The following is a 12,940-nucleotide window of genomic DNA, read 5'->3' as shown; positions in this document are numbered from 1 at the left end:
GAGTCCTGACCGCGATAATATTTTGATGAATTACCGTAATTTAACTGCTATTCCCAGTTGAATAAATCAAATTCTATTCTGAGGGCTTATTTTCTCTAGCTACTTTGATAAGGGAATGAATGATCATTCGAACAAGTATCCACCAACCATATACGGGAGCAGAAGAAAAAGCGCCACCATCAGTTAAAATGCCATGTGCAACTTCATTTCTTAAATTAGCGCCATGAGAGCTTGTAAATACCGCCCTTAATTCAAAGAGTAAATCTTCACCTAATATTGCGCGTGCCTCATCCATATCTAGTAATGTACTTAAACCATTTTCATGCTCTATACCATTTTTATCTATATTGGTTGTATGGGCATTATGTTGCTTTAACTGCATCCGCACGATTTTTTCAACCTGTGGAGCGACAAGGTGTATAGCTGTATCAAAGTCATACTCAAAACCCAGCCAGATAGCATGACAAATCAGGTTGATGTTTTCTTTAGGTACAATAGGGCTTGAATTGCACATTTGAAAAATAAAGTCATGGCTAAGATGGTGTTCGTACAAAATAATATCTAACGCAGGGTAAATGCACATATTAACATTGAAGCTCAAGCATCGATTAAATGATTGAATCATCTGAGTATCCAAGGTTTGATTATATTTTTTTTCATCATTATCAAAGCCAATAGCTGGTGACTTTGCAACGACTCGGCCATCACCTGAGTATTGGGTCACTCCAAATAAAGAACCTACAAAATATTTGCTCATATTCTCTTTTTCAGTTTCTTTTAACTCTTCATATTTAGATAGCCCCACCAGACCTGAAAGGTGAACTAAGGCTTCTAACAATGACGACTTTCCAGCTACCCATTGCTCGGAATAAGTGATCAATTCATCTGCATTATCAATGGGAGTTTTGACTACGCCCATATGCTCTAATGTACCTTTTCCTGCTTCATTTAATTTATGTCTTAACGCTGAAAGCTTGCTATCAATCGAATACTGCCCACGGAATTTAGCAGGTATTCTCCTATAGGCATGAATCGATTCCTCATATGAACTACTGGAAATTAATCTAGTGCCTTTTCCTGCGTTAAATTGCTTCTCCGCTTTAGATTCATAGCTTTCAGCAGCTCTAAACAGCACAAAAACAGCTTTTTCTTCGTCTTTATCTTGACTATATTTTTTAGCGCTTAGTTCAAAAAAATAAACAGCGCTTAAGTAATCTTTATTTGTAAAAAAATGCTCCCCTAGCTACTCCAACCTTGCTGCGAAAGTAAAAAAGTCATGTTTAAATAAGTTGAGTTTGTCTATTAACTCTGTAACCGAGATAGCAATATCCCGAAATTCATTGTCATCACAATGAAAAGCATCTTTGAGCAAATTTTCTACGCTTAATTTACGCTGCTCATCTTTTAATGAACACGCCAGTTTATATGCACGTTCAAGCTTTTTATCGACTTCTTCATACCACTTAATAGGATCAATATTGGATGGGATATAGCCATCAATGGCATTCCGAGCATGGTCAGGATTTCTTGGTTTACTGCATAACCAAAGTAAATCATTGACTCTAGTCTTTAATTCAATATGAGGAATATCAATAATAGCTGTAGATAAAAGCGCCAGATCATTTGGTGTTAAGTCAGATGGCATCGCGGATCTTCTGCCATCAGCCATTACCAAAACAGGCTGAAAGGGTTCATTAGTACTGCTAGGGCTTAACATCATTGATGAAGCATCTTTTAACAATGTAAGCATTGTTTTGTCTGTGTTGAGTAATTCTAGTTCATCATCCGAAAGCTTTTGATTAAATATTCCTGAGAGCCGATGTAAGTCAAGGTTTGCATTATCTTTAATAACTTTAAACCATGTAGTTTTAGTATTATCTTTGTCTTTACTAATTCCTGAAGATGATTCTTTAAATGGCACTTCGCAATTCCTTCTTAAATGTCATTTCGTAAAGTTAACTACATCAAGCTTACATTTATCAATGAGCAACCTGAAAAATGGTTTAACGCCATCCCAAGAAGAAGACCTATTATCATGACCATTGTTTACTCGATGACTTCGAGTCTTGGTATATGTCACGTTTATCTTTTCTTTAGCTCTTGATAAAGCAACATATATCGCACAGTTATTCTCAAAAGGATTTCGCCTATAACTCCAAAAAGCCTGATCTTCTAAACCAATAAAAAATACAGTGTTATATTCAAGCCCTTTACATTTATGGATATTCATAATTTGTACTGAATTTTCAGCATTAAATAGTCGAACCCCCATATCTAATGAATTTGCTTGGGAGCACATATTTCTTAAATGTACCTCTAAACTTTGCCAAACTAAATTATAATATCCGGGGGATTTATATTGCTTCCAACGCCCTTTTATTTTTTGACTCCCGATAAAGTGAATGAACCCCTGCACATATAAAAGCAAGTCATCAATTGATGTGTTTTCGGTTAAGCAGTCTCGCTTTGATGACAAAAAGTTGATAATAGTTCTTGTTAAATCTTCTTCTTTATCATCTCCAATTTCAACTTTATTTAAAGCCAAATTCATTTGAAAAAGCTCGGTCATAACCTTAGGAGATGGACATAATAGAGCTTTCAAAAACAAAGAGAATAGTTGACCTAAAGGTTCTTTCAACGCATCCTGCAAATCCGTCATTTCTAAGTTATTTATTCCTGCTACATTAAGAGCAGACCTTAAAATTTCAGTATATTGTGGAGATTGCTGTTTTGTTAAAACACAAATATCCCCCTCATTTACGCCAGTCGCCAAAAGGGCTTGGATATTATCAACAATAAATGATGCTTCTTGATATTCATCGTTAAAAATATTTATCGAACAACTTGAAGGTTTAGTTGGCAACTCATTCACCGCCTCGCTTGGATCTTTGATGTACTCTAGAACCACTCCTAATACATCTTGAATTTCTTTTGAGGCCCTATAGTTTTTTACTAAGAATTTACTTTTTGCAGAAAAATCATTGAGGAAGTCATTGAAGACTGTTTGTCTGGCTCCAGCCCAAAGCATAATACTCTGGTATAAATCACCAACGGTTAATAACTTTACATTAGTATCTTGAAATAATATTTGAAGTAGCTCGTACTGTTCATCTGTCGTATCTTGAAACTCATCGACAAATACATATTCATATGAAGACGAAAAAATTGTTTTTATATCAGCTCTTTCTCTTAAAATCCTAATAGCTAAGGACAATATATTATCCATTAAGATTTTATTTATACCATCAGCTTCTTGAGCACGAAACACTATATCGTAGTTATTAATTGGTCGTTCATTATCAGGTAAAACATTTTTAAATCTATCCACAATGCTTTTACAAAAGGCATGAAATGTAAAAGAATCAAAACGAGTAGCTTTGTGCCCACAGCGTTTGTTAATTCTTTCTTTAATATTTATTTGCGCCTCTGTTTTGAAAGTCAAAGACAGTATTCTTTTAGGCCAAGCGCATTTTTCTGTAAAGAATAAGTAACTAGCTTTTTGAGCTAAAAGCTCAGTTTTTCCTGCTCCTGCACCAGCAAGAACAACCACAGATTCATTGCATTTTATGATATCGATTAGTTCATCTGTAGCTTCGATACCTTCAGAGAGGCTCCATTCTTCTCTCATTCTATAATCTCATCTGCAAGCTGTATAACACGCTCTGCCAATCGATTCAGCTCTGGTGGTAATTTCGCTATGATTTGTGCTGCTGTATATTCATTGCATAGCTTAGAAAACATTCGAACATGAGATGCTGGTTTACTCTTGCTTGACAGAAAGCGGTAACGATACCAAAGAAAGTTGCGCTCCCAATCATCGCCAAACTCAAATTGCCTGCCTACATTGCCCTTTTTTAATACCGCTTTAACCAATGCTTCTTCCCTTTTAGCCCTATCACCATCTTCTTCATCTTCTTTGCCTTCAGATGGTCCACGCTCACCATAGCTAGTGTCTATTGAACAAAAAATTTCAGGAAATGCGCAAATCATTGAATAATCAATATCTAATGGACTAGAGAAAAATACATTGCATTCTTCTAATTCGTGCACAATATTCTTAGTTTCTTCACCATAATTCAAATTGAATAAATTTGGATTTCTTGGGTCAGTCCAACTAGGAATTACGGCTGGTACATCATGTCTAATGTATGCACTTGCTACTTCGTCCATTTCAAGCAATTGTTCAACAGCATATTTCATTCGGCCAAAACCACCTCCATTTCGATCAATATCAAAATCTAACAAAGTAACAAATGGTATTTTCAATGTATTGAGGAGACGCCAAAAATGATTTACATGTCTGCCACCTAATGGCACAACTGAAATCGAATGAGTGTCTACATCCTCACCATATTGTTCCAACAACTTAGGAATAATTACTTGTTCACTATCACCTTCACCAAGAATTACTAGCTTTGAAAAATAGATTTCAGGGTAAGCCTTAACAGCCTCACTAACATACTTTGACTGTTCGTCATCATCATCTGGCAGGTTTATTGATTGAATATGTGTACTTTTGCTATCACTACCAAGTCGAAAGTGCCGTATTTGTTCAGGTTCAACTCGACCAACTAATGAAGCTGAGTGTGTAGAAACGACAGACTGACAAAATTCACTAGCTCCGTACTCTTTGATTAGCTTGATAATACGGCCAAGGTAATGTGGTGATAGATGATTCTCAGGCTCTTCCAATGCAATCAAACTAAATATAGGCAACTTCATTTTATCACCATCAAAATTCGAAGGCTGCTTATCTGTAATTGCTTGCCGTGTAGCCTTATCTATATCAAATAACGCTTTAGTTAAAGCAAAATAAACTAGAGACTTTTGTCCATCACTTAGCCTGCTCGTATCTACTTTATTCCTTGCTGCATCAGGCATAAATTGAAGTTTTATTAACTTTAATATCTCATCAACATCACCAACAGGAAAATTCAGATCGGCATGATTCAGGTGGCGTCCTTTATAAATTTTTTGCCAACTTAAGTTTATTGCATCAGTTATTTGTATAAGTGCGGGATTATGTGCTGCTAGGCCATTTAATTGTTGTGCTTGTTCTTCAAAGGACTCTTTTTCACCATCTGACCATTTTATGGCTTTTAGCAAACGCCCTAAAATTGCTTTTGATGAATACTTCAGTTGGACTAAAGGATCTCTATTTGCTGGTATATAATTGACTTGAATTGCATTTCGTTGTGTTGCTGATAAACGGTGTTTATTGTCCTCTTCAGGGGCATCCATATCACCATCTATAACCCAAACATTTTCTTCTACATCACCTAAAGGGTTATAGTCAAAAGATAAACTAGCTTCCAGACGCACTCTGAAAATAATTTCACCATCTTCCCTAGATGCAGTTAGCCCATTAATCAATGTTGGGATTGAGGGATTACCATCTGTATCAGATAAAGTGAACCATGCTTCAATTAATAAACTTCTTGCTGCATCTTTATCAGCATCGTCTTTTAAATAAAAATCTGAAGGGGATATTCCCCGTAAAGAATGGTCAATAGCAAACAACTTATTTAGCGCTTCTAAGGAAGCACTTTTTCCTGTTCCATTATGCCCAATAAATGTTGTTATATCAGACTCAAACTCAATCGACTGAGGGTGCTCAGTGGAAATACTCTTATATCCAGCGACAAATAACTTCTTTAACAGCATTACTCTTCCTTAATTTATTGTTTTTAATTTGATGCAAATGTTGTTTACTCTCCATAAATCTACGATCCCTAGTAAAGATTTAGTTGTAATACTTTACTTATTAAAACCTAAATTTTACTAACCTATTTCAATCACATTTCTACATTTTGGAAAGGCACTGCATCCCCAAAACTCATTGCCTGCATTTTTACCTTTAGTGGCTTTTCGCAATACCATGTCCGAGTTGCATTTTGAGCAAGATTTAGTATCAGACTTTTCCTTTACTATTTCTTTGACATGTTTAACGTGTTGCTGATTAGTTTTAATGCTTCGCTCTAATCGTCCACTTTCGATTTGTTCAATAATGTCCGTAACCTTACCTTCATTAAAGGCAATATCACGTTTACTTTTAATATATTCAATACCGCCTCTCGCAAACCTTACGTTATCGGGCATTTTTGTTTTAAAAGTACTATCACCAATAAAGATAATGACGGAAAAAATACAATCATTCTTTGCTTTGCTATCACCCAGTAATAGAGCTTCTAACGTTTTGACATGTTTATAGTTTTGATGCAAAGGGTTTTGAAATTTAGAGGTGTGTTTGAATATTTTTTGCGTCCATTGCTTCTGATTAGCACTGCCAAAGATCCAACCCTTCATGTTCTTTGTTTCAACAACAAAAATGCCGTATTTTGAGACGATGATGTGATCAATCTGAGTAGTTCCATCATCTGTAGGCAGTGTTACATTTTTAATAAGATGGTAGTTATTTTTGTCTAAGAAAAACTTGATGAGTAAGTTAACTTGCCACTCACCGAGCACACCTTTGAACCATGCTGATTTTATAATGACAGCAAATATGAATATTGGTATCAGATACCATGCGGCACTGAATATCATGTTGAGGTAAATTGATAAATCCATTTGTTTTTTCTTCCTTTTAGCAACGAGCAATTGCCGACTTAATTAAGCTTTGTTCTTCAGAAACCTATCATCATTTTCTTTATTAGGCATCATACAACTCTCGTATTTACCAAATAATGAATACCGATTTAGGGCTATACGATCATAAAGCCAATTTCTTATTCCCGTTGGGATTATTTTGAATACGTATAATATGCGCCATGGGAATCCGAGCTTATTGACGACATTTAAGAATGCGTCACTTTTATCAAAATATTGATTACCTTCTACATACAACATGGTATCAAAATGATCCGTTGGCATATTAAAGTGCTTGAGTATGCTCTGGCCCTCAGGAGATTGTACGCTACATAGTTTAAAGCGTTGTCGGCTATCATATTTAATGATGAATTTGCTCCAAGCATTACAAAGCTTGCAGACACCATCAAATAAAATCACACAGTCATTTACATCAACGTTTGGAGGATATTTTTCGACAGTCATACCTTCTCCTTTCTGTGCTCATTTTTTATTTCTTTCTTTAACTCGTCCTTTAATTCGACAAGTAAAATCAAACTAAAACCGATTAAGGCAATATTGGTGGTAACGGGGTTAAATGCTTCAATAAGTAGTTGAGGCTGTAATATTGCGACAAAACATAATAAGCCAGAAAGTCCGATAATGTTTAAGTAAACTATCCTATTATCGCGATAAAAAATGAAGAATAAAACTCCAAACATAACCTCTCCAACACCCGCTGACTTAGTAACTAAATATGAAAGCTCGTTCGATAAACCAATGCTTGCAGTCATGGCTTTTTCTAATGGTGCAATATGAACAAGTTTTGGAAAAATCCCATGATATAACCAACTAAAAGAAATAATGAATCTTGCAATTTGTAATGATGACAAGGTTGGCCTCTTTGTTTGTGATTTAAACTAATGATTTAAGTTGTTGGATTTGATTGAGGGTGAATTGAACCACTATCGGCACTTGCGATGTAAACATAACCAATCAAAACAGTAATAGGAATATTTTTGGTTATTGGCCCAAATGGATGAAACCAAAAACTTGCATCGACAATGGTTAATATTATCGTATAGAGCGCAATCACTGATACTTGCACAGTGCAGCATAACTTTGTTTTTATTGAGGTTAGAAGCCAAAGCCCAAGTACAATATCTAAAGCACCTCCAGCATAAACGGAAAAGTCTGCCATTGAACCAGTAATATTGGCGCTTGCTAGGATTTCATAACCAATTTCAGGGGAGAAATAAATGGAGGTTAGCCCTGTAAAAATCCATAAAAATGCCAATGCATATATTGCAGGTTTATATAATTTTTCTTGGCTGTTTTGTTTCATAGTTAGCCCCTAAGCAACAGGAAATGGTTTGAAGACCATTAACCAGAAAATACCTATTATTGCTGTAAAAGCTGGAATACCCAGCAGCGTCCATGTTTTCATTAGTGACTTAAATTCAGGCGTAACTTGATTTGAATCTACAGATATCTTGGCTAACTCCCGTAGTTTGTATTGAATACGCAGTACAGGTAACCAACAAATTCCAATGAAAGCAAACAGTCCCACAACCCAATAAAACCATGGTGCTGAAAATGAATATCCTTGCATGTTCATCAAAAGTATCCCTGTTATTATTTGGGTAATAACAGCAGGTGTAGTGAAAATCCAATCGCCTAAAATTACATGCTTGGCCGTTATATAAATCGCTTGAGCATTGTTAGATCTATTAGCCATAAACATAAAAAAGGCAATACCAGCACCTGTACCTGTTACAACAACAGCAGCAAGAATGTGAATCAGCTTAAGAATTAAATATTGTTCCATCATCCTTTCTCACTCGTTTCTTCATAGTGAATACCTAGCGCATCAAAATAAGTATCGAATTCACTTAATTCAAACATACCTGCACACGGTTTAGCGCCTGTTTCTTGTTGTGCGCTTTGGCTATCACTACTCAAAAGCTTTCTTGCTAAAATAATAGTTGAAAGCGTTGGAATATAAGGGCCATTGCCCTTTGGTGCATACAAGGTCCACTTTACTTTGTTTGCGTTACCATCATTGCCTTGACCTTTTATAAGCACTTCCATCGCGCCCTTATCGCTACCAAAAGGAAGAAAGACATTACTAGTGCCAACAATAACTTTTGATAAAGGAGCCCAGTTTTTGACTAAACCTATTTTAGATAGATAAGCCATTCCAACCATAGTTAAATGCAATATTGGTAGCTCTAACCCAGCCTGAAAGCTAACTTGCTCCGATACAGAATAGCGACTAGGAAATAACTCTAGATCTGGTACATCTACATTAGCCAAGTGACGCTTGCCAACAAAGCCACCGAAGTCATTTACTTTAGAATCCATCCAGCCATAAACATCTTGCCAACGCCCATCTTTAAATACATTCAGAGGGTGTCCTGTGTAAGATAGAATTGCTTCAACTGTTGCTAATCCACGTTCTGCTTTATTCCCCGGAGCAATAGCTAAATTAATAGAGTCTATGGTACTAAATTGATTTTGATAGCGCTCAATCACGGCTGACGACAAGCCTGGCACAGAACTAGCTCCACTTACGATTAATACACCTTTATCTTTTGCTTCGTTGTCTAACTCAGCAATATCACAAACAAATCTTCTATCATCAGCTAAATCAATATAGTGAGCGCCACATGAAATGCATGCTTTGGGCACGCGATAGTCTTGCCCCTGAAAAGGACCACTTGTATGAATAACAAGGTAAGGAGACAGTGTAGCTAACTGATCTTTAAAATCATCAGCGAAAATATCAATGACTAATGGCTCTAACTTAGCGGCTGAAGTATTTTCTAGATTTGCTACTAGTGCTGACGACTTACTTAAGTTTCGACCGGCAATGAGTAAGGTTATATCTTCAATACTGGTAAGATTCTCAACAATCCTTTTACCAAAATTTCCATATCCACCAAGGACTATTACTTTTTTCATCAATTCAATTCCTTACATGGGATATCAAAATCTACATGGTAATGTTCATCATGCCTTACCCACGAACGCTTTTTAGAAAATTGAATATGCTTTTTAAGGTATGGACCGTATGATGTTTTGAAAAGTTCAGGTTGTAACTTAGGATCAAAAATTACTCGCCATAAATCGACATCTTGTGCTTTCGCCTCTTTATGCAAAGCAACAATATGAGCAGCTAAGGCAATATAATCAATAGCATACTCCTCGTATTTCCCTTTGCTATCAAATTCAATGTTGTAGCCAAACTTGTTTAGAGGGTGAGTTGGCAAGTGCATTGATTGGCCTGACTCATCTTTAACAGGTGTCATAAAGTCTACTGATAATCCATTGCGATGAGTTTTGTGTGGTTTGAATTGGCCACCATCTTCAAACCCTGTTTCTGCATACTTAAATACTTTATTGGGCTGTTCGGTTTCTAACGATTTATATGCGCCTACTAAAATGCTTTTTACTTGAGAATGAACATAAGTTCTGCCAGCTAACCTAGCAATATCACTGTAACCTACAAAGTTTTTTCCTGAGCTAGGTAGCTCTATACCATTTTCTAAACGGCCTTTTGAGGTTGTTCCGAAACATGTGCTGTTTTCAGCCAGAGCTGGAAGGGAGAGCATAGAAATAATTAATATTATAAATTTCACCTCTCACTCCCTAGTGATAATTGCTCAGTATTTAAAGCTAGTTTTTTAACCACTTTCTTTATACAGGTTTCTTTATCTACTACCCATAAACCATAACTTATAGGTAACACATCAACGCCTGCACGTTTAAATAATTTGTAGGTATTTAATTCAAAAAAATCAGCCCATGGACCGGGAAATCCAATAAGATCAATTGCTAGATACTGATTGTTATAGCGACATAGAATATCTACTTCAGTGCCTGCTACTGTATAGCCTGGCCATGTTTCAATTTCTAGTTTATCTAATTCATTCACAACACTTTTCTGAAACTCATCAAGTTCAGATGTTATTGAGTGAGTTGCTTCAAATTCACTAATAGAACTTAAGTATCTTCGTAACAGATTATGCTCTGGTAACTGAATTTCATCTATCGATAAAAATAGTATTTGTTTCTGCCTTGCTCTAGTAATAGTAACGTTAAATACATCTGCTTTATTAAGATAAACAGCAGCGCGTTTCGAATTATTATCGACTGAAAAAGAAATGAGCATTATGTCCCTTTCTTCTCCCTGAAAACCATAAGGAGTTGCGACACGGATTTTATGCTTAATAATTTCAGTTTCACTAAAACTGGCTTCAACTTCTTTGGCAATGTACTCTGCTTGGTGCCTAAAAGGAGAAATAACTCCTATGCTATGGCTAATGCCTGTTAAAGCATCTTCATGGATTTGGTTTTTAATGGATTCGATTACTTGAGTTGCTTCAAGGTAGTTAACACCTGTCTTATCTCTTGTACCTTGTAGCCTCTTTAAATGCAGGTGACCACTGCTTGTACATGGCCTATGTTGCATGACTTTCAGCTTACTCTGATAAAAGCATTTGTTACTGAAATGAATTAGTTCGGGCTTGCTTCTAAAATGTTCATCTAAAAAGGCTAATTGTTGGTGACTATTTAATGCATTTAATGTCAGGTCTAAAATTGAATTGTCACGATAACTCACTACACCATCAGTACTAGGTGTTAGATTATTTTTAGTCGTTAGCTGAGCTTCTTTGCTTTTAGCTAAGAATGAATAGTGCCTTAGTTGCTTAGTATCACCAACCACCATTGCTCTTTTGGCACGATAAAGTGCTGGTAAGCAACTACTGATATTGCACTGAGTTGCTTCATCAATGATAACCAAATCGAACATTTCAGCTTTTAAAGGCAATACTCGGTACAGTGTATTAAGGCTTACCAACCAAACAGGAAATGCTGAAAGGAGTGCCGAATACTCAATATCATCAAAAAGTTCAAACTGCCTTTTAGAAGTTCTACTACGAATTGCTTTATTGAAGGCTTGTAATGATTTTCTTTCTTTTTCAACTAGTGTTTTTAAGTTTCTATTTTTTAATGCACTTAAATAGCCACCAGCAAGTTCTTCTCTCTTGATATGCCTATTATTAATTTCATTTAAAGAAGCCCACTGTTTTGCTAGCTTTCTAATGCCACTACTAGCTAAAGCCAAATAAATGCGCTTCATCCATTGAGAATCTTTTTGTTCTAGCCCTTTTAGTCTCTGACCTCTGACTATAGCCGTTTGACAAAACTTAACAAAGCGACTTTCTAACGTAGATAACGAGCTATTAAGTCTTTTTAATTCTGACTCGCATACATCTGGTTCTTTATTTAACTCTTCAGAGAAATACCCTGCTAAAAGGTCAGCAATGTAACCTTTTAATTTTTTTAGGAACTCTTTCTGGCCAGCTCGAATAGATACATCACTTAAACCAAAGTTCTCGTCTAACTTGTCGGCAATAACATCAAGTGCAGCGTCATTATTGGCAACTATCAACACAGATTCGCCTCGTGCCATATGCTCAGCTGCGATTGCAGCTATTGTATAGCTTTTGCCTGTTCCTGGAGGACCAGAAGCACATCCCAGCCCAGCATTGGCCGCAATTGAAATGATCTTCTTCTGTGGAGTAGACAGCAAACCTGGCAGATAATCGTACTTAAGAGGCTTACTAAATTGATACTTTGATATAGAGTTTTCTGTCGGTGACAGTAGTTCATATAATGGAGCAGATAGTTTATTCGACTCAATTATCTCTTCCAGCTCATGAAGTACACCACGACTACTAGTGGATCTCTCAACAAAAACCAGCATAGAAGCAGGAAGCAGTGTTGGTGCTTTTCTTCTTAGTGCCTTTTTAACCTCATCAGAATTTACAAGGCTAGGAAAGTTAAGCAGCTCAAGTAAGTTTAATTCTAACGGACTATCTTTAAGCCACGAAGTCCACAATGAAGCTGATTGAATATTATCATTATCTTTACAATCTGGTGTGCCATCAGTTTCTGGCATCAGTAACTGAGTTAAAGACTCATTTATTTCTGGCGTTTGAGCATTAACAGTAAAGTAGTAGTTACCGCAATCACTTTCAATAACAGCTTCATTAAACAGTAAGGGCGTGACAACCTGCTTCACTTCACCTTTTACTTCCAACTTTCCCACTAAAATAAAACTTGCATAAAGTAATACTCGTTCTCGTTGATATACGTCAACGCGCTTTATCATTTGTTCTGCAAATTCTTTTGGGATTGGCATACGAGGAAGAAAGCCAGAGCCTAATTCATCTTGTCCTCCTAAGACAAGGCAATCTTCTTTTTTGAGTTTATTCAAATTCCATAAGTTGAGATCCGCACTATCTTCTTTATAGCAATCTCGGTAGTAGGAAAGTACGTTCTGGTCACTCACATCAAAATTCCA

Annotated in this window: 12 protein-coding genes; all 12 read right to left on the bottom strand. The window is 36.2% G+C overall.

Going from position 1 to position 12,940, the window contains the following annotated elements; all coding sequences use genetic code 11:
- Window positions 1–73: 73 nt before the first annotated feature.
- Window positions 74–1,135 (bottom strand): DUF4209 domain-containing protein, encoded by a 1,062-nt coding sequence (locus AC27E9_RS12910; protein ID WP_487130807.1) that lies wholly within the window; start codon window positions 1,133–1,135, stop codon window positions 74–76.
- Window positions 1,136–1,243: 108 nt separating this feature from the next.
- On the bottom strand, window positions 1,244–1,921 hold the full coding sequence (locus AC27E9_RS12905; protein WP_487130806.1) for a DUF7380 domain-containing protein: 678 nt from the start codon (window positions 1,919–1,921) through the stop codon (window positions 1,244–1,246).
- Between the two features lie 21 nt (window positions 1,922–1,942).
- On the bottom strand, window positions 1,943–3,628 hold the full coding sequence (locus tag AC27E9_RS12900; protein ID WP_487130804.1) for a UvrD-helicase domain-containing protein: 1,686 nt from the start codon (window positions 3,626–3,628) through the stop codon (window positions 1,943–1,945).
- Window positions 3,625–5,664 carry an ATP-dependent nuclease gene (locus AC27E9_RS12895; RefSeq protein WP_487130802.1) on the bottom strand — a complete coding sequence of 680 codons (2,040 nt, stop codon included), beginning with the start codon at window positions 5,662–5,664 and terminating at the stop codon, window positions 3,625–3,627. Before AC27E9_RS12895 ends, AC27E9_RS12900 begins: the two co-directional genes overlap by 4 nt.
- Window positions 5,665–5,781: 117 nt before the next feature.
- Window positions 5,782–6,570 (bottom strand): nuclease-related domain-containing protein, encoded by a 789-nt coding sequence (locus tag AC27E9_RS12890; RefSeq protein WP_487130800.1) that lies wholly within the window; start codon window positions 6,568–6,570, stop codon window positions 5,782–5,784.
- Between the two features lie 42 nt (window positions 6,571–6,612).
- Window positions 6,613–7,053: a thiol-disulfide oxidoreductase DCC family protein gene (locus tag AC27E9_RS12885; protein WP_487130798.1), complete on the bottom strand. Its 441-nt coding sequence runs from the start codon at window positions 7,051–7,053 to the stop codon at window positions 6,613–6,615.
- Window positions 7,050–7,460: a DoxX-like family protein gene (locus AC27E9_RS12880; RefSeq protein WP_487130796.1), complete on the bottom strand. Its 411-nt coding sequence runs from the start codon at window positions 7,458–7,460 to the stop codon at window positions 7,050–7,052. The genes AC27E9_RS12885 and AC27E9_RS12880 overlap by 4 nt, the downstream gene beginning before the upstream one ends.
- Window positions 7,461–7,495: 35 nt before the next feature.
- Complete coding sequence (locus AC27E9_RS12875; protein ID WP_487130794.1) at window positions 7,496–7,912, bottom strand: DoxX-like family protein; 417 nt, start codon at window positions 7,910–7,912, stop codon at window positions 7,496–7,498.
- A gap of 9 nt (window positions 7,913–7,921) precedes the next feature.
- Entirely contained in the window at window positions 7,922–8,398 is a 477-nt protein-coding gene (locus AC27E9_RS12870; protein ID WP_487130792.1) for a DUF2269 family protein, read from the bottom strand.
- Window positions 8,395–9,531 carry a saccharopine dehydrogenase family protein gene (locus tag AC27E9_RS12865; protein WP_487130790.1) on the bottom strand — a complete coding sequence of 379 codons (1,137 nt, stop codon included), beginning with the start codon at window positions 9,529–9,531 and terminating at the stop codon, window positions 8,395–8,397. Before AC27E9_RS12865 ends, AC27E9_RS12870 begins: the two co-directional genes overlap by 4 nt.
- A complete protein-coding gene (locus AC27E9_RS12860; RefSeq protein WP_487130788.1) occupies window positions 9,531–10,208 on the bottom strand; it encodes a penicillin-insensitive murein endopeptidase in 678 nt (225 codons plus the stop codon). Before AC27E9_RS12860 ends, AC27E9_RS12865 begins: the two co-directional genes overlap by 1 nt.
- Window positions 10,205–12,928, bottom strand: coding sequence for an AAA domain-containing protein (locus AC27E9_RS12855; RefSeq protein ID WP_487130786.1), 2,724 nt, complete (start codon window positions 12,926–12,928; stop codon window positions 10,205–10,207). The genes AC27E9_RS12860 and AC27E9_RS12855 overlap by 4 nt, the downstream gene beginning before the upstream one ends.
- Window positions 12,929–12,940: the final 12 nt, after the last annotated feature.

Source organism: Colwellia meonggei, from assembly GCF_057537295.1.
Note: the sequence above shows the minus strand (reverse complement) of the source record. Positions and strands in the feature narration are given on the sequence as shown.